Source organism: Alteromonas sp., from assembly GCF_984505615.1.
On sequence record NZ_CFHOXV010000024.1, the window covers coordinates 41,516 to 64,143 of the forward strand.

At 47.8% G+C, this 22,628-nt stretch carries 26 protein-coding genes; 9 read left to right on the top strand and 17 right to left on the bottom strand.

The annotated features are described in order from the left end of the window. Position 1: 1 nt before the first annotated feature. The 3 genes from AC4PME_RS13375 to AC4PME_RS13385 form a co-directional block, all read right to left on the bottom strand. Positions 2–526 carry a response regulator transcription factor gene (locus AC4PME_RS13375; RefSeq protein ID WP_491045687.1) on the bottom strand — a complete coding sequence of 175 codons (525 nt, stop codon included), beginning with the start codon at positions 524–526 and terminating at the stop codon, positions 2–4. After that, positions 526–1,587 (bottom strand): hypothetical protein, encoded by a 1,062-nt coding sequence (locus AC4PME_RS13380; protein WP_491045688.1) that lies wholly within the window; start codon positions 1,585–1,587, stop codon positions 526–528. Before AC4PME_RS13380 ends, AC4PME_RS13375 begins: the two co-directional genes overlap by 1 nt. A 108-nt stretch (positions 1,588–1,695) precedes the next feature. Further along, on the bottom strand, positions 1,696–3,819 hold the full coding sequence (locus tag AC4PME_RS13385) for a TonB-dependent receptor plug domain-containing protein (protein ID WP_491045689.1): 2,124 nt from the start codon (positions 3,817–3,819) through the stop codon (positions 1,696–1,698). 272 nt (positions 3,820–4,091) lie between these two features. Between AC4PME_RS13385 and AC4PME_RS13390 the strand changes: the two genes are divergently transcribed. Next, positions 4,092–4,622 (top strand): hypothetical protein, encoded by a 531-nt coding sequence (locus tag AC4PME_RS13390; RefSeq protein ID WP_491045690.1) that lies wholly within the window; start codon positions 4,092–4,094, stop codon positions 4,620–4,622. 414 nt (positions 4,623–5,036) lie between these two features. Further along, positions 5,037–5,423: a response regulator transcription factor gene (locus tag AC4PME_RS13395; protein WP_491045691.1), complete on the top strand. Its 387-nt coding sequence runs from the start codon at positions 5,037–5,039 to the stop codon at positions 5,421–5,423. A gap of 58 nt (positions 5,424–5,481) precedes the next feature. Here AC4PME_RS13395 and AC4PME_RS13400 read toward each other — a convergent pair whose 3' ends face one another. Beyond that, on the bottom strand, positions 5,482–6,468 hold the full coding sequence (locus AC4PME_RS13400; protein WP_491045692.1) for an endonuclease/exonuclease/phosphatase family protein: 987 nt from the start codon (positions 6,466–6,468) through the stop codon (positions 5,482–5,484). Between the two features lie 262 nt (positions 6,469–6,730). Here AC4PME_RS13400 and AC4PME_RS13405 point away from each other — a divergent pair, with 262 nt between their 5' ends. From AC4PME_RS13405 to AC4PME_RS13430, 6 genes are all read left to right on the top strand, one after another. Then, complete coding sequence (locus tag AC4PME_RS13405) at positions 6,731–7,333, top strand: BON domain-containing protein (protein ID WP_119500967.1); 603 nt, start codon at positions 6,731–6,733, stop codon at positions 7,331–7,333. 408 nt (positions 7,334–7,741) lie between these two features. Continuing rightward, positions 7,742–7,909 carry a hypothetical protein gene (locus AC4PME_RS13410; protein ID WP_161599134.1) on the top strand — a complete coding sequence of 56 codons (168 nt, stop codon included), beginning with the start codon at positions 7,742–7,744 and terminating at the stop codon, positions 7,907–7,909. 53 nt (positions 7,910–7,962) lie between these two features. Continuing rightward, entirely contained in the window at positions 7,963–8,304 is a 342-nt protein-coding gene (locus tag AC4PME_RS13415; RefSeq protein WP_150154265.1) for a hypothetical protein, read from the top strand. Beyond that, positions 8,291–9,193 (top strand): MlaA family lipoprotein, encoded by a 903-nt coding sequence (locus tag AC4PME_RS13420; protein WP_491045693.1) that lies wholly within the window; start codon positions 8,291–8,293, stop codon positions 9,191–9,193. Before AC4PME_RS13415 ends, AC4PME_RS13420 begins: the two co-directional genes overlap by 14 nt. Beyond that, positions 9,144–11,591, top strand: coding sequence for an efflux RND transporter permease subunit (locus AC4PME_RS13425; protein WP_491045694.1), 2,448 nt, complete (start codon positions 9,144–9,146; stop codon positions 11,589–11,591). Before AC4PME_RS13420 ends, AC4PME_RS13425 begins: the two co-directional genes overlap by 50 nt. A 90-nt stretch (positions 11,592–11,681) precedes the next feature. After that, entirely contained in the window at positions 11,682–12,233 is a 552-nt protein-coding gene (locus AC4PME_RS13430) for a DUF6942 family protein (protein ID WP_119500970.1), read from the top strand. A 45-nt stretch (positions 12,234–12,278) separates the two neighbouring features. Here AC4PME_RS13430 and AC4PME_RS13435 read toward each other — a convergent pair whose 3' ends face one another. Further along, positions 12,279–12,473, bottom strand: a complete 195-nt coding sequence (locus tag AC4PME_RS13435; protein WP_119500971.1) for a hypothetical protein — start codon at positions 12,471–12,473, stop codon at positions 12,279–12,281. A 30-nt stretch (positions 12,474–12,503) separates the two neighbouring features. Then, positions 12,504–12,680, bottom strand: coding sequence for a DUF1328 domain-containing protein (locus AC4PME_RS13440; protein ID WP_070125299.1), 177 nt, complete (start codon positions 12,678–12,680; stop codon positions 12,504–12,506). Positions 12,681–12,973: 293 nt separating this feature from the next. Here AC4PME_RS13440 and yfbR point away from each other — a divergent pair, with 293 nt between their 5' ends. Further along, positions 12,974–13,618 carry a 5'-deoxynucleotidase gene (gene yfbR / locus AC4PME_RS13445; protein WP_119500972.1) on the top strand — a complete coding sequence of 215 codons (645 nt, stop codon included), beginning with the start codon at positions 12,974–12,976 and terminating at the stop codon, positions 13,616–13,618. A 24-nt stretch (positions 13,619–13,642) separates the two neighbouring features. Here yfbR and AC4PME_RS13450 read toward each other — a convergent pair whose 3' ends face one another. The 11 genes from AC4PME_RS13450 to AC4PME_RS13500 form a co-directional block, all read right to left on the bottom strand. After that, entirely contained in the window at positions 13,643–14,104 is a 462-nt protein-coding gene (locus tag AC4PME_RS13450) for a ferritin family protein (RefSeq protein ID WP_161599135.1), read from the bottom strand. A gap of 229 nt (positions 14,105–14,333) precedes the next feature. After that, on the bottom strand, positions 14,334–14,879 hold the full coding sequence (locus tag AC4PME_RS13455; protein WP_269748666.1) for a type II secretion system protein: 546 nt from the start codon (positions 14,877–14,879) through the stop codon (positions 14,334–14,336). A gap of 151 nt (positions 14,880–15,030) precedes the next feature. Beyond that, on the bottom strand, positions 15,031–15,606 hold the full coding sequence (locus tag AC4PME_RS13460; protein WP_491045695.1) for a CC0125/CC1285 family lipoprotein: 576 nt from the start codon (positions 15,604–15,606) through the stop codon (positions 15,031–15,033). A 9-nt stretch (positions 15,607–15,615) separates the two neighbouring features. Continuing rightward, entirely contained in the window at positions 15,616–15,873 is a 258-nt protein-coding gene (locus tag AC4PME_RS13465) for a hypothetical protein (protein WP_303574544.1), read from the bottom strand. Further along, entirely contained in the window at positions 15,870–16,448 is a 579-nt protein-coding gene (locus AC4PME_RS13470) for a hypothetical protein (RefSeq protein WP_491045696.1), read from the bottom strand. Before AC4PME_RS13470 ends, AC4PME_RS13465 begins: the two co-directional genes overlap by 4 nt. A gap of 1 nt (position 16,449) precedes the next feature. Then, positions 16,450–16,779, bottom strand: coding sequence for a DUF883 domain-containing protein (locus tag AC4PME_RS13475; protein ID WP_491045697.1), 330 nt, complete (start codon positions 16,777–16,779; stop codon positions 16,450–16,452). 172 nt (positions 16,780–16,951) lie between these two features. After that, entirely contained in the window at positions 16,952–19,003 is a 2,052-nt protein-coding gene (locus AC4PME_RS13480) for a response regulator (RefSeq protein WP_491045698.1), read from the bottom strand. Positions 19,004–19,038: 35 nt separating this feature from the next. After that, a complete protein-coding gene (locus AC4PME_RS13485; RefSeq protein ID WP_491045699.1) occupies positions 19,039–19,491 on the bottom strand; it encodes a response regulator in 453 nt (150 codons plus the stop codon). Next, positions 19,481–20,992 (bottom strand): sensor histidine kinase, encoded by a 1,512-nt coding sequence (locus tag AC4PME_RS13490; protein WP_491045700.1) that lies wholly within the window; start codon positions 20,990–20,992, stop codon positions 19,481–19,483. Before AC4PME_RS13490 ends, AC4PME_RS13485 begins: the two co-directional genes overlap by 11 nt. Before the next feature lie 6 nt (positions 20,993–20,998). After that, positions 20,999–21,223, bottom strand: coding sequence for a histidine kinase dimerization/phospho-acceptor domain-containing protein (locus AC4PME_RS13495; RefSeq protein WP_119500980.1), 225 nt, complete (start codon positions 21,221–21,223; stop codon positions 20,999–21,001). An 11-nt stretch (positions 21,224–21,234) separates the two neighbouring features. Next, complete coding sequence (locus AC4PME_RS13500; protein WP_303574538.1) at positions 21,235–22,569, bottom strand: sigma-54-dependent transcriptional regulator; 1,335 nt, start codon at positions 22,567–22,569, stop codon at positions 21,235–21,237. Positions 22,570–22,628 lie beyond the last annotated feature (59 nt).

A 22,628-nucleotide genomic window follows, 5' to 3' on the forward strand; every position in this document is an offset into this window, starting at 1 on the left:
ATTATTTACCCGGTGACATCTTTTGCAGTTTTCTTTGTAAAGTCCGGCGGTGCATTCCCAGTGCTTTCGCTGTAGCGGAAATATTGTTTTCGTGATCGTGCAGGGTGCGCTGAATATGTTCCCATTCCGCCTGCGCCGGCGTCATCGGTGTCAGTGATTCTGTTTCATCCGCGGCTGATACCACCCCGAGGCGTTGCAAAATGGTCTGGAAAGAAACCGGTTTGGTTAAGTAGTCTGTGGCACCGCTTTTTATGGCCCGCACGGTGGTAGGAATGCTGGCGTATCCTGTCATCACAATCAGGTGTCGGGGGCAAAAGCGGGCGGCAAGCTGTTCAATAAAATCCAGTCCGGTTTCATCCTGCAGCATCATATCCAGCAAAATTGCATAAACACCGGTTTGCCAGTGGTGCATGGCTTCGCTGGCCGATGCAAAGCAATGTACATTAAATTCTGTTTTGGTGGCGAACCGTCTGGCAAGCACTTGCGAAAGTCTGGGATCATCGTCAATGATAAAGATAGTCTGCATTATTGCTCTGCCGGCAAAATAACCGTGGTTTCAAGTGTGAGAGTGCCCCGGCTATCAATAATTTCCCAACTGACTTTGCCACCGAACCGCTCAATTGTTGCGTTTGTCAGCACACTGGCAACCCCGTTTCCTTTTTCGCTGTGAACAAGTTGCCTGCCGATGACCGGTGCGTGTTCAGGTGGCGCATTATTCAGCGGATTGGCTATCCGCAACGTCCATTGACCGGTGCTGACAACCTGAGTGATGCTCACGCCGTTGTCTGTTTCACCGGACGCTTCCTCACAGGCATTAACGACAATATTTGTAAGCGCAGGCAGCAGGGTGCGGTCAGCGTGAATATTGCAATCGTTATTACAGGTTTGCCAGTGAATAAGGGCTTCCGGTCTGGCAAGGGTCAGACTATGCCGTAATGCTTTGATTAATCCTGAGCTGCGGTAGGTTGTGGTGCGGGACTCTCTGACATCATCAGCCACTTCCCGCCAGTCAGATAACAAACCATTCAGTCTGCTGACCTGTTCACTGAGCTCTTTTATGAGTGCCGGATCCGGGCTGTCCCGCCACTCTTCCAGTAGTAAATTAATTGTCTGAACCGGCGTCGCAGCATCATGGGTAAGTTGTGCGGCGGCAGTGCCAATAGCCAGGAGTTGTTCATTTCTTAACTGAGTTTCTCTGAGCGCAACAATAGCCGCATTGCGCTTTCTTAACTGGCGGCGGTAATAAAAAATGATGGCTGCGATAAACACGCTGGTGCCGGCAAAACTCCACACCATATTGGCCGCATGCTGCGCCATACCATCATGATGAGAAGCAGGGGAAGCAAGCAGTTGTAATAACTGGGCACCGGTACTGATAAGCAATACCGCCGTGGCCAACCTGAAGGGAAGTTGTACCAGACCGGCGACAAGGGGGATCAGTAATATGATGGCGTAGGGATTACTGGCCGCACCGTTCAATCCGATAAGCCAGTTTATCAGCACGATTTCCAGCACCGTGCAGACAAACAACGCTACGGCGTTCAGCCGGCGCTTTTCGGGTAGCAGGGTGAGCAAGATCAGTAGCATCAGCGTGGATTACCGCATTGTCTGTTATTCCGGCGTACTGCTTCTGCAGAGCGGGCCTGATTATAGAGTGCTCTGCGGCGTACAACCGCAGAGTATAAAGTGTTAAGGCTAAAACGCCAGTGTTACGCCAAGGTCAAAAGACCGCCCCCTTCCGGCAATCTGCGCGAAGCCCTGTTCCGGCGTTTGCTTAAACTGAGCAATGTTGACGCCGCCAGCGGGCTCTTCATACCAGGTATCCAGCAGATTATGGATGTCGAAGTGGAAAGTCATATTACCCTGTTGCCATGCAGTAGACAGATGCAGCAGTGACCAGGCGTCAGTGGTGTTCTCATTCCGCCGGTTATCCACATCGTTTTTACTGCCTGTCCATTGCCACGATAATGCACCTGAGAACGACGATATGGCATATTCCAGGCTCATAGTATTCTGTACCGGTATGATTTGGTAAAGATTGCCTTCTCCGTGACGGCGCTCACCTTGTTGCCAGCTGAACGCTGTTTTCCAGGTCAGTGCCCCTGCTTCATTGTCAAACAGACGCTTCGATGCTTTTACATCAGCACCGGTAAGGGTGGCGTCTGTGTTTATAAATTGCAGAATGTTTCTCTGTCCTGCAGCGGAGTCTGTGCGGTTGAAAGTACCGGAGACATCGACGTCAATGTAGTCTGATACCCGCGTGTACCAGATACTCACTTCTGCTGCCCAGTCTGATTTTTCAGCTTGCCAGGACACCGACGCTGTACTGGCGGTTTCAGGTGCAAGATTGATGTTGCCGATATAGCCGTTGCCGTCCCCGAACCAGCCAATCATGGATGTTGCCATGGCGCTGGCTCCCCAGCTGTAGCGTTCATAAAGGTTAGGGGCGCGGTTCTTTCTTGCAATACCTAGGGTCAGGCTTTGATCGCCGGATAATTTGCGTGTAGCCAGCAACGTGGCGTCGAACAGTGTGTCAGACTGACTCCGGTCTGCTGAATTAAATGCGCTGGCTGCTGCCAGATTGTTTGTCATCATCGTCCCGCTGCTCGTTGTCATATCACCTATGGACATGCCACCCATGGACATTCCATCCATGCTGCTGTTGACATATGCCTGAACTTCACCGGTATCCGTTGTGACATATTCAGCGCGCAGTCCCGCCTGGTACTGCCAGTCTTTATCAGCGGCGGACAACCATTCAGCCCAGGCTGCAAGGCGGTCCCGCTCCCCGTCATTAATGTTGATGTAGTCATTGGGGCCCATCATGGCTGAGCCTTCCACAGCCGGCCACCAGTCGTCCAGGCGATTGGCGTAATATTCCTGACCAAAAACAAAGGTACCGCTGTTATCTGCCGGCATTGTCCACTTCAGCTTTACTGCAGTATCGTGGCTGTCTGTGTTCATTGGCATCATGCCTGTTTTCTCCGCCGTGAAGAAACCCATTTCATGGGTGGTATGACGGGTACTGGCGGTGGCATCCAGGGCAATATCTCCGAACTGTCGCTGGTACAGTGCCGTAATGCCTGTACTGGTATTGTCAGTCATGTCCATGTACTGGTTCGGGAAGCCCTGATAGGGGATACGCTGGTGAGAAATGCTCAGTTGCAGGCGTTGTGATGCATCCTGATAACCACCACTCAGCAAATGGTTTGTGGCTTTATAAAGGGTATCAGGTACCAGGTTACCATGCCCGTCTTCGTAGCTTTCTGCTTTGGACTGATTTCCTGCATAGCTCAGATACCATGTGTCACTGGCAACAGTGGCATCAGCGCTCAGGGTTCTGCCATTGTCGTTGCTTTGATAAAAATACCCCAGCGACCCTTTCTCAAACGTTACCGTATTACTTGAATTGAATGCCGGTGTGAAAGTAGACAATGCAATAACCCCGGCAATATTGTCACCGCCGGCACTGACCGGAGATACGCCCGGTAAAACGGCAATGGTATTGACCTGATTGGCGGAAACATATGACAGAGGCGGGTTCATCTGGTTACCACAAGCTGCAGTAACAGGCACACCGTCGGTGAGTAGCTGAATGCGGTCACCCATCATACCGTTCATCACCGGTATTGCAGAGACACCGCCTGCTGCTGAAAACGTGATACCGGCTTGTGCCAGACGGGATGAGAGGTTCTCATCACCATGAAGATGAGGCTGGCGGGTGGTGACTTCGATGGTTTCCACCGGAGTTTCTCCGGCAGAAGCTAATGTACTGAGCAGTGTGGTTGCAGACAACACAGCATAGGGGAATGGTTTCACTTACATTTTCCGGTTATTAAATCCGGCGATAGTGTAACGGCGGCGTCGCAAAACCAACATGCGACAAATTGTCGCACATGTTCAAAAGTTAAGCGTTTGAGAAGTTTAGTGATATTTATTTGGCTTTACGGAAGATAAGCCCTTATTCAGGCTCAGAAATCATGTAACAATAGCCGTTCATCCGGTCCATCCTTGTCATACTAATGATTAGTTGCGGCTTTATCATATTGGTTATACGTTTCAGGTATAAAGTTATTCTGTAGGATATTGTAGTGTCTGATAATCTGGTTTCTGTTAAGACTCTCGATAAAGAGCAACTTAAACACGCAACAATTTTTTCCGGTATCAGCCCGAAGGCCATGCGCCGGGTGTTTGCTGCGTGGTGTATTTTTTGTGTTGTAGTCGCCATTATTGTGGTTATGGCTCCTGATTTATCTCAGGTTTTCCAACTTACCGTGTTTGGTGTACTGATTGCGTTTACGCTGGCCATGTTTGGTCAAAGCCGCATCGCTGAAGGCTGGCCGGCTGTACTTTCCAGTGACAATGAAATTTGCGTGATCCGCGATCCGCAAAAGCGGGAATTTATTTGTGTCCCTGTCAGTCTGGTTACCGCAGCTGAACCCGCGCTGATAAAGCCAAATAAAAAAGCACTGGCGCTAATGCTGGATACGCAGCGGCTATCGGAAAACGATATCAGTACCCTCAATCAGGCGGTCTGGCCACGGGACGACCGGTTGCTGGCTCTTGCGCACTTTATATCCCGCGATAAAGCATGCCAGAAAATTAATTCCTTCCTTTCCTGATATTCATTTCTTCCTGCGTTTGCACAAAAAATGAGCAGGTGCGGGGAGGCTTGTCCCAATTTGACCTGCCATGGGGACAATATTCACAGATAGAATTGTTTTTCAAATTTCATTAATGGTAATGTTGTCTTACCTTTGATCGTGAAATCAGTACGCTTATTTCTTTAATGTATTGATATTTAGGGTTAATACTGATTGTGGTGGTATCTAAAAATTGGTAATAAACGCCGCTTATAGAGAGATGGCGTGAATTCTGCAAACGTAAATCCTGCAGATTGAAGTGCAGAAAGGTAGCAAATTGATTGCTGCACCTGTAGCACCAGTACAAGTTAAATGTGCGTTTCCTTAAGTTTTAGGGTCCATGAGACCTGTCGCAGAAATGCGGACAGAGTGTGAAAACAGCAAGGAGGCAACATGACCCCCGGTACAATTTTACAAATTCTGGTCGTTGAAGACGATCCTGTGGTAGCAAGCCAGTTAACCTGCTTTTTGACCGGACTGGGATGGAGAGTGGATTTTGCTGCCAGCGGAAAGCTGGCTATCCGTCTGAGCAAGGCTCAGCGGTACGACGCTATTCTGCTTGATGTGGCGATGCCGGATTTACCCGGTGCGGATATACTGGCACAAATAAAACAAGCCTGTGATTCGCCGGTATTACTGATGAACCCCGGGCAAGACCCCGCAGGTAACGCAGCCTTTGCCGCTGCAGATGACAGTGTTCCTGATCCTTCAGACTACCGTGACATTGTGAGTCGTTGTCAACGCTTTGCCACACAGGAACCGCTGGCAATCACAGCCTGACAAAATACCTTCAAAAGAGAGTTCATGTAAACCTGTAGCTGAAAAGCCACAGGTTTTTTTATGCCTGTTTAACTGATGGACTAGTTCTTAGTCTCAGTGTTGTGAGCAAGGGAAAGTGGTCGGAGCCTACATCCGGCATTCTTTCTATTTTGACCAGTTCGAAATGCTCAGTATGAAAGACATGGTCAAGGGGCCAGCGCAGCAACGGATAATCCGCATGGAAAGTGTTGAAAAATCCACGGCCACGACGGGGATCCAGCATGCCACTTATTTTTCTGAATTTTCGGGTTGTCGGTGACCATGCCACATCATTGAGGTCGCCGGTGACAATGGCCGGCTGCTTTAGCTTTGCCATTTCTTTTCCTACCCGTGTCAGTTCCTTATCTCTGGGTCCGGCAGATTTATTTTCTGTGGGACTTGGCGGTTTAGGGTGTACAAAATGGATTTTTACCTGAGTACCCGCCATTTCCTGCCAGATTTCCATAGATGGCACGTCATCTTCAATAATGAACCGGATTTTTTCGTTGCCGAAGGGGCGCCGGCTATAAAGATGCATGCCGTAAAGATTTTCCAGCGGACAAGAGAGGCGGTAAGGATAGTCGTCGTGAAGGACCGTTAATGCCTGCTCCCAGTCTTTGTTGCTTTCCAGCGTCACCAGAATATCCGGTTTACGTTGCCTGGTAAGATTAATCAGTGCGTCATAGTTATCGTTAGTCATTAATACATTGCTGGTGAGAATGCTTATTGTGCGGTCGTCATCAGTTGCCGGTACCTGATTCACTTCCGTGCGCCATACCGGTGTGTAAGGGATTACCCAGGCAAGTTGATAGAGCAAAGCACAGACAGCACCGGCCTGCATGCACAGCGCCAGTAAGGGCGTTTCGATATACCAGTATGTCCAGACTAAGGTGAGCACAAGTAAAATAAACGCCTGCTGCAAACGGGGAAACTCCCATACGCGGATTAACCAGTGCTGGCCGGGTATGTGAGGCAGTATTGCAGCCACAATAAAGAAAAGGGTAATGATAGAGAGTACTGTTGTCATGGCTCGTCCGCTGAAATTACTGTCCGGAATCAAAATATTTAGCTTACTTATATAAAGACTTTCTGTCCTGTTCGATCAAACGGGGTGATTTCAGCAATTGTAAATGCAAGGTAAAAAATACGGGGTTCTGAGAAAAGTTTGCATGAAGGGAAAGAGCGGAAAATTGGAGTCCACTATAAAAAATCATATCTTTCAGTTATTTAATTTGCTGGCATGAAGTTAGCTTCATTTATTTTGCTTGATAATTAAGGAGAGCAAAATTATGAAACGTTCAATTCTTTCACTGTTAGTAGCTGGTACATTAACTACTTCTGCTTTTGCAGGATCTATGGATACTGCGAACAAGTGGGAGGAAGGTGCCAAGGATGCCTGGATTGACGGCAAAGCTGAAGCAACATTACTGTTTAACGGTAATCTGAATTCTTTCGATATCAACACCGATGTTCAGAATGGCAAAGTTATTCTGACAGGTAAAGTTGATAACTCTGTCGATAAAAAGCTCGCGGAAGAGCTGGTAGCGAATATCGACGGCGTAACAGATGTTGATAACCAGCTGACCGTTGTAGAGGAGCATGACTCTGAAGCTATGGACGGTGATGACATGGATATGGACTCTGCAACTGGCAAACTGACAGATGCTAAAATCGCGACTGTAATCAAAACCCGTTTACTGATGGACTCTGACATTTCTGGTTTTGATATCGACGTGGATGTTGAGCAGGGCAATGTTACGCTTACCGGTACAGTAGACTCAGACGCTGAGCGTGACCTGGCCGTTGAGATTGCGAAAAACGCCACAGATGTTACAGACGTTGAAGACAACCTGAAGGTCGTTCAACAGAAAACAGCGATGAAAAGCGAATAATACTTTTTAACTGCATAATCCGGAAAGGGCTGAGTTATCTCAGCCCTTTTTTTATTGCGTCCCGGTTAGTGAGCCTTGCTGAAAAACCTTCCTTCCCGTCTGTGAAAATATTTCCCGCCTGTAGTAAAAAAGTATCATTTCTTTTTCAGGTCCACGTAAATTGTTTGGGTGTAATCGCCCGCATCCTTTCCCTCTGATTTTTCTTCAATGATAATGAATTAATACTTAAGTCTAATAAAACAGTAGGTTACGGAAAGACCGGTCAAGGCGTTGAAGTACGGCGGTGGCCTTTGCGGCATATCCGTGAGGTCTTTAAAAATATGGCGCGGAAATTGGAATATTAAAAATAGTTGTGAGAGTAAATAAGTCATTTACCGGAATTCAATTCTACGCACATAAGGGAGCAGTATGAAATTTCTGAAGACTAAACACCGTCCGTTACCGTCAACGTCATTTGAGCGTCTCATTCACTCGCAGCCAGTTTTTAACTGGTTCGATCGCTACGACAAACGTGACCACAAAGCCGGTAAGGCAACAGCAGGTGCAGTGATGGCGGAGGCAGCGACCGCTAAGTAAGTACAGGAAAGCGATCCGGACGGCCCTTGAATTAAACAACGATGGTGAAAAACATGAATTACTTAAAAATTGCAGTAATGACAGTGTTACTTCTGACCAGCCTTGTAGCTCTGGGGTCCGGAAAGCAACTTTCAACCTGGCTGGGGGAAACGCCGGCAGAAACATCAACCGGTGCTGATCTGGCAGAAGTTGAGGCGGTATTTAATGAGTTGGAATTTGACCCGGCGAATTCGTTTCATCAAATTCGTAAGCAAAGGATTGAGCATTATCTTGATTTGGCCCGTAACTATGATGATAGTGACTGGGACTACAGCAGGGATGAAGCTCTGCAGCGGGCTCAAAATATAATGAATCACCACGAAAGGAAGGAAAGTGGTATCTATGCCAGCTTATAGACAAGGTGCTTTCGCCTTAATTATTTGTTTATTTTTATTGGGCGGCTGTGCCAGCGCGCCCGACACGCCTGAAAATTCTGCTGTACAACCGCAGGACAACAAGCAATCACAAAATAACGAACCCGCGCTGGCTGAAGAGCTTGCGAAAGGGAAGGACGTTACCGTGCAAACCAGCCAGGGAGCCGTATCCGTTTCTCCGGTAGTGGTTGCAGTAGGTGATACCCCTGAGTCAGGGAATACCGGTGGTGAGGTGTATTACAATGATCCCTGGGAAGGGTTCAACCGGGCCATGTTCAGCTTTAATAATGTGTCTTATCAGTATGTACTTTTACCGTTGGCAGACGGTTATCATTATGTAGTGCCCGGTGTAGTAAGAGACAAAATCGGTAATGCCTTTGATAATCTCAGAGAGCCGCTGAATCTGGTCAACAACACCTTTGCAGGCGAGTTCAGTGAGGCTGGTGCAAACTTAGGGCGCTTTCTGATCAATTCTACGGTGGGACTGCTCGGCTTATTCGACCCCGCATCCGACTGGTTCGACATCAAACCGCAAAAGCAAACCATCGCAAATACCCTACAACGCTACGATATTGGCTCCGGCCCGTATCTGGTTATTCCCATTTTAGGTCCGTCTGATTCCCGGGGCGCGTTATCTACGCTCACCGAAGGGTTTGTCCATCCGGTAAATTACATTGCCGAACCACCGGAAAGCTATCAGTTGAGGATTTTTGAAGGTTTTGATGACTTCTCAAATCAGTCAGATACTTACAGAAAACTGTATGAGCAGGCTGAGGATCCTTACATCTTTTTCCGTAATCAGTACATTCAGGGACAGCGACGTGACGAACTCTTCGAACTCAGTGAACGCGAACAGCAAGATAACCAGTAAGCTGGCGGCAGGAATCATTTCAGCCCGCTGGGGTATTCTGGTTTTCTTTATTGCGGCTTTAGCGTGGCTGGGATTACACATATCGCAATTTCGCATTGATGCGTCCGCAGACACCTTACTGGTCAAAGATAACAAGCTCTACATTCAGACTCAGGTTGCTGATCAGACGTTTGCCCCGCAGGAATTCATTCTGCTGGCTTATGAGCCGGTTTCTCATGATCTGTTCAGCCGGCAGACATTTGATGATATTGCTGCGTTGTCGGCAGAAATAAAGAAAATCGACCGTGTCGAAGCTGTGACATCCATTATCACCGTGCCGCTTATTAATGATGCCGGTGCACTTACCGGCGATACCGATGTGGCTTCTCTGTCATGGGAAAAGCAGCAGTATTCTCCCGCGCAAATGAAATCGATGATGTCAGGCCATCCGATTTTTACTGATCTGCTGGTTAACCGTCAGGAAACCGCAACGGGCATTCAGATCGTTTTTAAAGACAATCCTGAACTGGCAGAAATTGACAAAGAAATCACCGCCATTCAGGCCAAAGTACTAGACGGCGGGAGCCTCAGTGACGCCGACAATAAGAAAATTGAAGCGTTAAAGGCGAAGGCAGACCCTATCCGGCAGCAACTGACCGCACAGCGCAAAGCCGAAATTGAACAAATTGAACAAATCACGCAGTCTGTGTCTGACAGAGCGAACACTTATCTTGGCGGCGCCTATGTCGTGGGCCAGCATCTTATAGATATCATCAAGTCAGACCTGGTGAATTTTGGCACCGCAATCGCTGCAGTTATCGTGTTACTTCTGGCCTTATTGTACCGTTCATTTAAGTGGGTATTCTTTCCGTTACTGTCCTGTGCAGTCAGTGTATTTCTGACCATGGGCCTGTTCGGGTTGCTGGATTTACGAACCACAGTCATTTCAGCCAATTTTGTGGCTTTGCAACTTATCCTTACCCTGGCGGTGATGATCCACGTCATCGGCAGCTACCGTGAAATAAGCCGGGATAACCCGGCGTATTCTCAACGCCAGCGCATTGTCGCTACGTTGGAAGATAAACTGTCTCCCTGTTTTTACGCCACGCTGACAACCTCTGTGGGATTCGGCGCTCTCATCTTTTCAGGCTTGCAGCCGGTGGTCGCATTTGGATGGATGATGCTGGCTTCCATGTTGATCACCATGGCGGTAAGTTTGCTGCTGTTCCCGGCTTTACTGTCCTTTTTACCGGCCAGTAAAGAAACGAAAGAGTACAGTTTTATTAAAGCTTTGCTGGAACGCCTGCGCCGGCTATCGATGCGCGCACCATTGGCTGTCAGCGGGTTTGTGCTCATTGTGTTTGCTGTTATGGCGGCGGGCATCACACGGCTTAATGTTGAAAACTCCTTTATTAATTACTTTGATAAAGACACGCAAATCTACAAAGAACTGGCGTTTATCGACCGTGAATTTGGTGGTTCTACTGCTCTGGATGTCATTATTACACTGGATGAACAAAACGCGTCGAAGGAACTGGTGCTGACGGCAGATTCTGTCGCACAGTTGCAGCTGGCGCAGGCGGCCATCAAGGCTTTTGACGCCACAGGCAGTGTGACGTCGGTAGTGAATTTTACTGAACTGGCAAAACAGTTAAATGGCGGAAAACCGCTTACCGAGTATGAGCTTACCTCTATCTACCGTTTACTGGATGAAAAGGTGGTAAATCAGCTGGTGGGGGCGTATTTTTCTGCAGAAGATAATGCCTTTCGTATCTCTACGCGTATTCAGGACACCACGGAAGGGTTGAACCGTCAACTGTTTATGACTCAACTGCAGTCTGACTTAAAAGCCACGGGGCTGGATGACTCTCAGTATGAACTGACTAACCTGTTCGTGTTGTATCAGGATATTCTCAGTCGTCTGTTTGACTCCCAGATCAAAACTCTCGGCATTGTGTATGCTGTGCTGGCGCTGGTGCTGTTTGCTATTTTCCGCTCGCTTAAGGTCACACTGATTGCGCTGCTACCGAATATTCTCACCACGCTGGGAATTTTAGGGATCATTGGCTGGTCCGGTATTTCCCTTGATATTATGACTATCACTATTGCAGCTATTGCCATGGGTATCGCTGTCGATGATACCATTCACTTTTTACACAGTTACCTGTCTGGTATGAAACAGGGAGATGGCAGCGCAGACGCGGGGAGCCGTTCAGCCTTCGGGCATTCCGGACTGGCTATATTGTTCACCTCTACCATTATCGCAACGGGTTTCTCATTGTTCGGTTTTTCTGACTTTTTACCCAGTGTGTATTTTGGCTTGCTGACGGCACTGGCGATGCTGCTGGCACTGTTTACTGACCTGAGTTTATTGCCGGCGCTGCTAAATCGTTTTGTTGGTAAGAAAAGTAGCGGGTAATGCCCCTGCAATCAGGTATGATATATAGACGAATAAAGGCTTGCAGCGATGCAGGCCTTTTTTACTGATGGCTGAGAAAGGAGCTGAGCAATGCCTGAGGCAGATTCCGTTGCAGGGTTAGGGAGAGAAGAGGCCAGTATCCGGGTATTTATGGCCAACCGGCCTGATTATCCTTTGACGGGGCCAGCGGGGCAATTGTTGCCGGCAAATGGCACCCTCATTGAGAATATAAACCGGGAATGCGGAAACGGCTGGCGTAAAGTATTTAATGTTTACGCAAAATGGGTATTTGCGTTGTCAGAGAGTGCCGGCCAGACACGAGGCATTTCCTCATGGCAACAGTATCGTGACGAGCTTTTGCTGACAGAACAGGGGAGTACAGCGCTCTGGTTTGAAGCGCCGGAACACTTTAACCCTGCCAGATTAAACATTGTGATGGGCAAAACCTTTGCCGGAACGTTGGGACTTACAGACAGTGTGGAATGGCTGACGGCTGATTTTGCTGTGTGTTTGCGACGGTCATTGATTGTGACGCCGTATTTTGACTACCGGCAGTTGACGAATGAAAAAATTGGTTTTCTGAATCATCTGATCAGAAGCAGGCCAACTTTGTTGAAACAGGCTATGGGGCGCCAGACATAAAAAAACCAGACCCGGAGGTCTGGTTTTGAGTTTTCTCAGTACTGATTAACAGTCTTTGTCTTCTGCATTCATGCCTTCTTTGGCATCTTCACAGGCGTCTTCAACTGCGTTACCTGCATCGGTAACGACTTCGTCGAGTTTTTCACCTGCGTTTTCTGCTTCACCGTCGCCGCATGCGGCCAGTGAGAATGCAAAACCTGCTACTAACAGTGCCTTAAGCATTAATTTAGATAAGTTCATAGTCCTTTCTCCTTGTTCCAATGTATATTGTTAGACTCTAGGTGATTTGCCGCGTAATGCATTCGCGATCAGAGAGATCACCAGCAACGCTACAAACACGAAGAATAAAAACTGAGCAATGCCTGATGCTGCACCGGCAATGCCGCCAAAGCCAAAAACTGCTGCGATAATGGCGATAATGAAAAATGTAACTGCCCAACCTAGCATAATTATTTCCTCATATTGCTCTAGTAAATGACATATTAACTTATGCTGGTATTGTGCCATTATTTAAATTGTTGAAAATTAAGGTGTATTTTTTGTTTTGCTGTGTTTGGGTCTGATTGACAGGGCGGTAGTTACAACTTACTTGCATTTTTTACACAGTCTCCGGAAAGCTTTCATGCAGTGCATGAGAGACGCTGGTACACTAGATTTATATTTCATCATTTATTTAACCCGGCTTACCTGTGGCCCGCCAGCCGTTGCCGGTCCCGCTTTCGATACACGGACAACTATTCATGAGTAAAAACCATTCTGCATTTATCGGTTTGATGCAAAGAGCAAGAAACGTAAAACGCTGGCCATTGATGGCGCAGTTTCAGGAAGAAATGCTATCGACGCATATTTATGAAGCCGCAGTGGTTGCTCACATGCTCGGTGCAATTGCAAAAGACGTATTTAACGAAGATGTTGAGCCTGACCGGGTAGCCTCGATGGCTATTTTCCATGAAGGCAGTGAAATTGCCGGTATGAGCGACATCCCCAGCCCGGTAAAATATCACGACCCTGAAACCACCATGGCGATTAAGAAGCTGGAGCGAAGGTTTGAAGCCATGTTACTTCAAACGTTACCTGAACCACTACGTCAGCGTTACCAGCCTCTGATTGAGCAGGATAAAGAAGATATTCATGTGGCGCTGGCGAAAGCTGCAGACGTTTTGTGTGCTTATTTGAAATGTGACTATGAGTTATCAAAATCCAACTCAGAGTTTTCAAATGCTATGCACGAGATGGACATACAACTGAAAAAATATCGGGACACGTTTAAATGTGTGGATTATTTCTGTCAGGTATTTCTTGAAGATGCAAAAGGAACGCTGGATGAGCAGACCCGCGATTTAGACTGGGTCGAAAGGGCTAATACGCTGAATATTAAAGAATAACAGGGAACGTTTAACGTCCTCAGTTCAGGCGCGGTCTTTCAATAACTGCGTTCTGGCTTGTTTCAGGGATAATAATTCATCATAACATTGCTGCATGCGTGTGCGGATTTTCCGCAACAGCTGAGCACAAGACTGGCTCTGTTTTTCGTTTAACGCATCATCGAACTGTTTTAAAACCCGTGATTCCAGTGCTACCAGTTGATCAACAAACACTTGCTCACTGTCTGCAGAAAGCTTACTGACTACATGGGTATAGAGTTTTCTGGCTTCGATAACCAGAGACGTTTCGGTAAAGTCACTTTGTTGATTTGCATAGGGCATGAGATCAGTACAGGCTTGTTGCTTCTCCCTTAATATACGGGAAAACAAGGCGCGGGTACTGTCGCAACTCACGGCTTTAATTCCGTCGCTGTAAAACGAGATACCGCTTTGCAGGACATTGATGAGATATGAAATATTATCAGACGGATAATTAGCAGCAGACACAGCGGGTTCCCTTTGTTGCAAAACTCTGTATGGGAAATTGCAGGGATCAGGCCATATGGTATGTCTGCTACTCAAATTTTATATTTATGATACATAAGGCTTTTTTTTCGGATGCTTAAACAGGCAGTGTGTGCAGGAAGCGGGTAAATACATCTTTACAATTTGCTCTGTAAAAAAGTAAAAGCCGGCATTGCGAACAATGCCGGCTTTGAAGTGCTGTTTACAGCAATTACAGGTTGTACATTTTCACATCGCCTGCATTACCGGAATAGGTAGATACAGTGAGATCCTGAGTGAAGTACACAAAATGGACCTGAGTCGGATTACCGGTGTCATCGTAAAATACTTCGCCGGCATTACCGAGAATGTATCCGCAGGCGCCACTGTAGTAGTAAGCGTTCCAGCCAGTCACCAGGGGACTGTTGTAGCTGGCCAGCGCATTTACCGGTTCCGGACTGCTGTAAACTTTGTTCCACAGGTCCACACAGCCGGCGGTGTCCGCAGTGCTCCCCTGAGCCCAACCATCCGGAGTGAAATCTACAGACTGTCCGCCGATATTTATCGGCGTTGTCTGGCGAATCTGATATTTGGCCTGTAACAGCGTAATGCCTGACTTAAATGCGCCCATCTGACCCTGAGTAACGGCATTGGTGGCATCTTCAGATAAATCAATAAAACGGGGAGCAGCTGTTACTGCCAGCACGCCAAGAATGACAATGACGATGACCAGCTCGATTAATGTAAAGCCTGCAGAATATTTAAAAGTTTTCATCATGATATAAGGTTCTGATTAACGACATGATGAGAATAGAGGAAAGGAACGTTTGCGCCAATAAAGAAACGCCTGAAACGGGTATTTCAGGCGTTTATCAGGTATAGGGCAGAATAAGTAAATGACTGCCCCGGCGATGCTTACAATTCAGATATCAGGCAGGTTTGTTCGCCAGCAGTTCCCTGACTGTAAAGGCTTTTTTACCCAGGGTTGCCGCATCATTGCTCATTCTTACCATGATTGAAAAATACACGTCTTCCATGGTCTGCGTTTCAACGGTCATGTCTGTGGTTTGAGCCGGGAATGGCTGGGCTACGCCGGAACAGCCTGACATTGTGCATTGCTCTTCCTGCAGTACAGGGATCTGCGCAGCACTGGTGTCTTTTACCAGGCGTTTGCCGGTAGTCATTTTACGTTCAACATCTGTTTTCACGATAGCCAGATACTGATAGCCGGCAGCCTTAGCGATTTCAGCGGCGCGGTATAAAGTATATTCCTGCACCAGCGCCGCATCGGTGGCTTCTGTGGCGCGGAACATCACTCTGTACTCCGCATCAGACAGTTGAACAGATGAATATCCGTACTGTTTCTCAGATTTTGCCGCCTTATATGGTGTTGGCGCTGAGTCCGGTACACTGCTACAGGCACTGAGAACCAGCACACTTGCCGTTAGCACCGGTAAAAATACGTTGCGCGTTTTAATCATTAATCCTGATGCAAAACCTGGCATATGGTGTCCTTATCCTAAGAAATTGAAAACTGCGGTGCGGGCAAAAGCAAACAGGGCCTGCCGGCGCTTGCCGGGCGGATCATCACTGGTTGCACCTTTCCAGGCACCGGCACCGAAACAGGTAAGCAGGGTTTCGGGGCGGGCAACAAAAAGTCTTGCTGTCACTTTAGCATGGTTCACTGCAACCGCACTTTCATATTGCGATATTTCGTAGTTTTCCTGCGCCTTGTCACGGGCGCGCAGTGCCGAACTTAAAAACAGGTTCATGATTTTGTTTCCTCCTGTTTTTCCTCTTTATTCACACCTACAGCCTGCAACAGCGTTCTGACTGCAGGCATCAGCGAAATATAGCGGTAAGCATTTCTGGCTATCGCAAATGCAGCCACCGCAAAAGCGAGATTAAGCACAAAAACGATCAGTGCTGTTACGCCGTTGTGAACGTTAAAATGATGCAATGTGATGGCGATACCGATATTGGCGATGAGCCAGCAGAAGCAGGCAAACACGAATGACGCCAGAATTGATATGCCGGTGACAACCACTGATTGCCTGGCCACATTCACTTCGGCCGCGGTAAGGTCCGCCAGTGCTATCAATTCCTGCTGCTTTTGATACAGCACCCATTGCGCATTGGTTATCATGTCGTCCAGCGAAGGATCAGACTCATCGGAAGTCTCTGTTTCTTCGTTGCCTGCGTCCTCAGCGTAAGGATCCTGACGGCCTTCCGGTGATTCTGAGCGGGAAGGAGAAAAACCCCGGTCAGTGTCACTGACCAGGGCTTCGTCGGGAATGTGCCCGGTGACCATCTCTTCACCGGGACCAGTCGGCTCCCTGACGCTCATGTTACTTTTTACGTAAAAGTGAAGTAACCAGCATACCTGCAGCAAACGCGATACCTGCAGTGGCTACCGGGTTTTCAATGGCGTATTTACGTACGCCAGAGGCCTTCCATTTAGCATCCATCTGGGCCTTACGTGCTGCCATATTCTCAGCAGAGTCAGACGCGGTGGAGCGGATATTCTGTTCGGCACGGGCCGCTGATTCAGCCAGCTTATCTACAGACGAGTGCAGAGAAGCCTGAGCTTTGTCTGTAAAAGGATGAGTCGAATCAGCCACACCGTTAGATGTCTTCGTTGCTGAAGCTGGTGAAGCGGTTGATGCTGCATTAGCCATAATAATTTCTCCTTTTTGGAATGTTCACAAGGAGTATTGCAAGGCCAGTACCAATACGAGTATTAATTTAAATCATTGATAAGTAGTGGTTTTTGTTTCCGGTGAATTGATGTGGTTTGCCCGGGCCGGCGTTTGTTACAGGTTGCCTGTAATAATTGCAGGCAACCTCTTACTAAAACAGCGTGGCGAGATCGTTCCGGTTAACCGGTTTGAGCAACGTGCCGGCGATGTCGACGTTTTTTAAGTCATTTTCATCAGGCTCGCGGCCACTGACAATGTATATCTTCAAATCTTTGTGGTCCTGACGGATATCACTGGCAAGGCTTATCCCGTCAGCATCCGGCAGGGTTAAATCCAGCAGGGCAGCATCGAATGGCTTTATCGCGATGAGGGATCTCGCGTCGCGGGCATTATGTGCAACCTCGACACTATGGCCCAGGTGACTGAGCAACAGCTTCATCAACTCTGCAGCATCGTGATCATCTTCAACCAGTAATACCTGTTTTCCGTCAGAATCGCCGGGCTGATTGTCACTGCTATCTGAAAGCGGGGGAGAGGACTCTGTGTCAGGTGTTTTATAAGGTACAAACTCAAGCGCTTTATTAACATTGGATGCTTCATCTTCTGAAGGCTTTGCCATTCCGGGTGTGCTGATAAGATATCGATCCAAAATTTCAAACAGTGCCGGTTTATCGATGGGCTTGCCAAGCACATCATCAAATCCTTCGTCCAGCAGCGACTGTCTCAGGCCTTTTCTGCTGGCGGCGGTAATTGCCACTACGGCGACATTACACTGGTGTTTACGCATGGCTTTAAGGGCATCAATACCGTTCATCACCGGCATGTGTATATCCATCAGCACCAGGTGATAAGGTTTACCCGCTTGTTCAGCCTGCAAAACGGCCTCCAGCGCTTTAACGCCGTTCTCAGCATAGGACACAGTTGCATGGCACTGACTGACCATATGACCGGTCAGCTTTCTCAGTTCACGTAAATCGTCAACGATAAGTACCCGGCCGGTGACATGAAGATGGTTCTTGCTGAGTTCATCCGGTGTTGGCGCTGATAACCGGAAGACGTCAAAATGCTGTTCGCTGATGTCACCCGGATCAATGGTGAAGGAGAAAGTACTGCCGCGGCCAAATACTGACTCAACACTGATTTCTCCGCCCATTTTGGACACCAGTTCACGGCATATCGCCAGGCCCAGACCCGCGCCGCCATGGTTAGCCCGCATAACATCTTCAATCTGCTCAAAAGGACGGAATATGTCATCCAGTTTGTTCGGCGGCATACCGATACCCGAGTCAGTAACCCGGAATAACAGCAATTCTTTATTATCAGATTTTCGGGGGGGCAGGGTTTCCACTGACACCCGGATGGTACCGGTATCAGTAAACTTAACCGCATTACTGATAAGGTTGATTAATACCTGTCTGAGCCGTGTGGGATCGGCGGTAATAAAATCCGGAATATCGTTTTGCGAAAAGACTTCCATGGAAAGCCCTTTGTCTTTCGCTGCCAGATTCATCAGTGAATGGACGTCTGTGAGAAAGCCGTTGAGATTCACTTCTCTGAGTGAAAGCTCAAGTTTATTGGCCATAATACGTGACATATCCAGCAAATCGTTCAGCAAACTGAGCAGGTGTTTGCCATTGGTGTGGATAATCGACAATTCCTGGTTCATCGGTTCGTTGGCTTCATCGTCAAGCAGCAGCTCGGTGTAGCCCAGAATGGATGTCAGCGGTGTGCGTAACTCATGGCCAAGGTGGGCAAGAAATTTATCTTTTGCTTTATTCTGTTGCTCAACTTTGTGACGTTCGATGCGTTCATTTTCTATTTCGCGACGAACCATGGCATATCGCATGGTCCGCATGAAACGGGGGGATTCAATTTCGCTTTTGTTCAGATAGTCAGCTGCACCGGCACGCATCACCATGTCATCCACCTGACTGTCTGTCTGTCCGGTCAGAATAACAACAGGAACGGTGATACCCGCAGCTTTAAAGGTGGCAAGCACATCAAGTGCGTTTTCCGCTCCTAAAATGTAGTCCAGCAAACAAATGTCAAAAGTGCGCTTTTGAAAAGCATCGATGGCGGCTTTACCGTTTGTTACCCAAGTGATGTGGAATTTAGGATCATCACACTGGGACATATAGTCAGCGGTGAGGAAATAATCGTCCTCATCGTCTTCTACCAGTAAAACCCGAATAACTTCTGCCACACTTATTTCCCCATGCACTATTTATTGCTGCCCACTTAATCGTGGGGTAACTCTACAAACTCAATCCAGTAACGTCCTAATGCCCGCATGAGGTCAACCAGACCTTCAAAATTTACCGGCTTGGTGATATATGAAGCGCAGCCAAGATCATAGCCTTTCAGCATGTCTTCTTCCTCTTTCGAGGTCGTCAGAATGACCACAGGTATGCCTCTGAGTGAAGCATCAGCTTTAATTTCCTGTAACGCTTCACGGCCATCCTTGCGAGGCATATTTAAATCCAAAAGGATGAGACTGGGGCGGGGGGAGTCCTTCGGATCGGCAAACTTCCCTTCGCGTCGAAGGTACTCCAGAAGCTCCACGCCGTCTTCGACACAATACAGGTTATTCAGAACCCGGCTTTCCTTTAGTGCATCGAGTGTAAGCAGACGATCGTCTTCATCGTCATCTGCCATCAGAATATTTATCGGGGTGCCATGTTTAAGAGACATGTTGTACTACTCCTTCGCTGTTTGTCGCAAACGGTTCGCCATCGACAGGCATCGTAATGACAAAGCGCGATCCTTTGCCCGGTTCACTGAATGCTTTTATAACGCCATTGTGCCGCTCAACAATCCGGCGGCAAACGGCTAGTCCAATGCCCGTTCCTTTGTAGGCACTTCTGCCATGTAAACGCTGGAACGGCGCAAATATTTTTTCAGCAAAAGACTGTTCAAAGCCAATGCCGTTATCTTCAACTGTGATGGTTACCCAATCGTATTCATCTTTCAATAAAATGGGTTCAAGCTCTTCCTCTGTCGACGGACGGGAACTCACGGAAATAACTGGTGGGGTATCTTCAGATCTGAATTTCAGTGCATTGGACATCAGATTGAGCAACAATTGTTCAATCTGCGTTTTGTCGCATTGCACCACCGGCAGGGGGCCAGCGTTAATAGTGGCTTTACTTTCTTCTATGGCAATTTCTAAATCGCCGGTGACATTATCGAGAATTTCAGACAGGGATACTTCTGAAAAGTCCTTACCTCTTGTGGTCACCCGGGAGAAGGCAAGTAAGTCGCTGATTAACATCGACATCCGTTCAGCTGCATTGAGCATGCGCTGCAGAAAATCTCTTCCACGCTCATCCATCACATCCGCATAGCCGGCTTCCAGACGATTACCGAAAGCGCGAATCTTCCTTAACGGTTCCTGCAAGTCATGAGAGGCTACAAAAGCGAAATCTTCAAGTTCGCGATTGCTTCTGGACAACTCATCAGCATACAGCTTTATAGCCTGTGTCCGCACATCAATTTTTTCCTCAAGTTCTTCGTTGTATTCTTCCAGATCCCGCTGATGCTTAACGGTTTCCCGCAGGTTAAGGCGCAATAAGATAAGAATGGCGATGATCAGCAAGCCGGTGGTGATACCGGAAATGATGAGGGTCGTTACCGAGTCTGAACGCAGACGCATCAGGCTGTCCAGATGCTTAACCTGAGCCTCCCTTTCTGTGGCATCCACCCTGTCATAACGTAAATCGAATTCATCGTATAAGCTCAGGCCCAAATCAGTATTGACCATAGACAACGCTTCAGCATATTCGCCTGCACGGGTAAGCTCTACGGTTTTGATAAGCTCGTTAATTTTTGCCTTACTCAAATCGATTAAATCTTCAATATTATCTTCCTGTTTGGGAAGATCCGATTCCACAGATGCGGCTTCAACTTCTTCAAGCAGTTCATTGAGCTTGTTCAGGGTGATGGTGTAATCGGTGAGGTAGGCTTCATCTTTGGTTAGCAGGTAACCCCGCTGTCCGGATTCAGCACGAAGTACAGCCATGTGAAGTTTATTGATAGCGTTGATCACGCGGTTAGTACTGAACAGCCTGCTCTCAAGAGACGCAAGCTCATCCAGTGTACTGACAACGTAAAATGCATTTCCGGTAATAATAACAATGACCACGGTAACCAGCGTGATCCAGCTGTAAGCAGATTGAACAACTTTATTCAGCATACATTATTATTCCGCCGTGCCGCTGGCCAGTTCATCCATCATTTCCGTCAGGGCGTGGCTGCAATCTTTTGTACTTACGATAATTTTATCCAGCGCTTCCTGCGCTTTTTCTACCGGAATATCGCCGTTCAGCGCCATCTTTACCAGTTCGGCCTGCATGGAGATGCGGTTAAGCGGTTTTCTTGCATCATGTACCCACTTTGCAATTACCGCCAGCTTTTCATCAGTCATGGATCCTTTCCTCAGGACTCGTCTTTGCTCAAATCACCGTATGCGTGCAAACGGTTATAGAGTGTTTTGGTGCTGATCCCCAGCATCTCTGCTGCCAGTGTTTTATTACCGTTCACTTTCTCGAGAGTGGCATAGATTAATTCTTTTTCCACATCCTCAATGGTCCGTCCGGCTTCCAGCGCCGTCGTCGTTGATTGTTTTTTCGCGAAAGGGGATTCAATTGTCTTCGGTAATTCTATGTTGGTTTTGTCCGGGTCACTCATGATGGCAGCACGGTGCACAAAGTGACGCAGTTCACGTACGTTACCCGGCCAGTCGTAGGCAGTGAGGGTATCGAGCTGGGCTTCATCCCATTCAAAACGGGTATCATTTTCTTTATTGAATTCTTCAATAAATTGCATGGCCAGAAGCGGAATATCTTCCTTGCGTTCACGCAATGGCGGGATCGTGATGGGAAACACGGCGAGACGAAAATAAATGTCTTCCCGCAATACTTTGCTCTCAGCAATTTCTTCCATCCGGCGGTTTGTCGCTGAAACGACACGGCAGTTTACCGGAATGGTTTTTGTGCCGCCCACGCGGATGACCACTTTATTTTCCAGTACCCGTAACAGGTTCGGCTGCATATCGATGGGCATTTCAGTGATCTCATCTAAAAACAGCGTACCGCTTTCAGCCTGTTCAAATACCCCTTCCTTACGGTTCACCGCGCCGGTAAAAGCGCCTTTTTCGTGACCAAATAATTCACTGCCGATCAATTCTTTAGAAAACGCACCACAGTTGGTGGCGATGTACGGGCCGGTTACATCAGAGGCCTGATGAATTGAAGCGGCAACCACTTCTTTACCCACGCCGCTTTCACCCAGCAACATGACGTTTGCGCTGGTGCGGCTTACCCGTTCAATAAGCTTGTATAATTCTTTCATTGGTGCAGATTCACCAATGAGATGACCGAAATACTTCTTAATTTTATTGCCACCGGAAGCCGGTTTTTCTTTTTTACCGGACAGGGCCGCTTCGATATCTTCACGCTGTATGGGCTTAACCAGATAATCGATATTCGGTCCGCACAGGCCCTTGATAATGCCGCGGACAGAAGGATGGCCGGTGATTAACGTCACTTTGGGACGCTTAGGCAGGGCATCGAGTTCTTCAAAAAGATGGACGCCGCTACCGTCGGGGAGCATGAAATCTAGCAGAACATGGTCGAAGGTTTCTTTTTCCAGCCATTCCCTTGCTTCGGCAAGGTTGCCTGCGGTCAGAATGTCATGACCCAAAAATTCGATAATTGTGCAAGCTACCTCGGTAAACTCAGGGTCGTCATCCACAAGTAAAACAGTCAGCACTGTGTTAGTCCTTTAGTAAAAATTATTGTCGCAATGTACGTATTACAGGGTGTCTGCGG